This window comes from Bacillus sp. AFS002410 (genome assembly GCF_002556365.1).
Taxonomy (GTDB): Bacteria; Bacillota; Bacilli; order Bacillales; family Bacillaceae_G; genus Gottfriedia.
In genome coordinates this window covers 1-1,357 of the sequence record NZ_NUEU01000015.1, presented here as the reverse complement: position 1 = coordinate 1,357, position 1,357 = coordinate 1, and the positions used below count along the sequence as shown (strand labels likewise).

Annotated in this window: 2 protein-coding genes; both read right to left on the bottom strand. The window is 32.9% G+C overall.

The features are described 5' to 3' along the window. Window positions 1-97 precede the first annotated feature (97 nt). Window positions 98-985, bottom strand: coding sequence for an IS3 family transposase (locus tag CN692_RS11370; RefSeq protein ID WP_306659900.1), 888 nt, complete (start codon window positions 983-985; stop codon window positions 98-100). Then, window positions 985-1,278, bottom strand: a complete 294-nt coding sequence (locus tag CN692_RS11365; protein ID WP_098119279.1) for a transposase — start codon at window positions 1,276-1,278, stop codon at window positions 985-987. Before CN692_RS11365 ends, CN692_RS11370 begins: the two co-directional genes overlap by 1 nt. Window positions 1,279-1,357 lie beyond the last annotated feature (79 nt).

Below are 1,357 nucleotides of genomic sequence, written 5' to 3'. Positions count from 1 at the left end.
TTTTTTAATAGACTAGCTGATGTAATACTGTTTGTGAGGTGCTAGAAATCATCATTCCTAAAATTAGAAATAGCCATACTAAACTAAAATGGTTATTTTATGAGATTTTTTCTAGCACTTTTACTTGGCTTTTTCTTTCAAATTGATTTGGTGAACAATATTCTAATTTTGAGTGTTTTCGTTTTTCATTGTAAAAACTACCTATATAATGATTGATTGCTCTTGTTGCTTCAGAACGAGTTTTAAAACGCCTTCTATAAATTAAGTCCTTCTTTAAAGTGGCGTGAAATGATTCGATACACGCATTATCATAGGGATCTCCCTTTTTACTCATACTGATATTTATTTGTATCTCATTTAACTTAAAAATGTAATCATTAGAACAGTACTGAGATCCACGGTCTGAATGATGGATTAGTCCTTTTTTAGGCTGCCGTGAATTAATGGCCATATTTAATGCTTTTAGAGGAAGCTCTTTTTTTAGATTCGAATCGAGGCTCCAGCCTACAATCTTTCTAGAATATAAGTCCATTACTGACGACAAATAAACCCAACCTTCAAGTGTCCAAATGTAAGTTATATCTGCCACCCAAATTCGATTTGGTTCACCTACATTGAACTCACGATTAACTAAGTTAGGATAGGTTTTCAATTCATGATTAGAGTCTGTCGTAACTACATATTTCTCCTGTGGAGTAGCTCTTAATCCTAATTCATTCATCATTCTAGCTACAGTTTTTTGAGAAATCGTATATCCCCATTCTACTAAATCATCATGAACTCTTGGACTTCCATATGTTCCACCACTGTTATGGAAAGATTTTTTTATTTTCTGCTCAAGCTCTTTTTTATAACGTATCTTTTCAGATTGCACATGACTTTGATTGTTAAGCCATTTATAATATCCACTTGCAGAAACCCCAAGCACTTTACACATCTTCACGGTCGTATGTTCATCACGATGTGCATGAATGAAGTGATAAATTATACTTGGTTTTTGGTGAAGATGTGCATCGCCTTTTTTAAAATTTCGTTTTCCTCTCTTAGTTGCTTCAGTTCTTTTTCATGTTGTTTCTTTAGCTTTTCTAATTCTGTTGGGGTAATATATTTCTCTTGTGAATTAGCAGGATTTAGTTTACTTTTATATGCCTTAACCCACCGACAAACACTCGAATAAGGAATCTCAAGCTCATAAGATATCTCTGATGCTTTTCTTCCATCCTCAACTATTAATTTTGCAACATATTCTTTGTATTCTTGATCATAGCGCTTCCCCATGTGAACACGTCCTTTAATAAGATACTTACATTATAAATTATTCTCATTTTTACGTGTCCACTTTTTAGACTAACTTAAA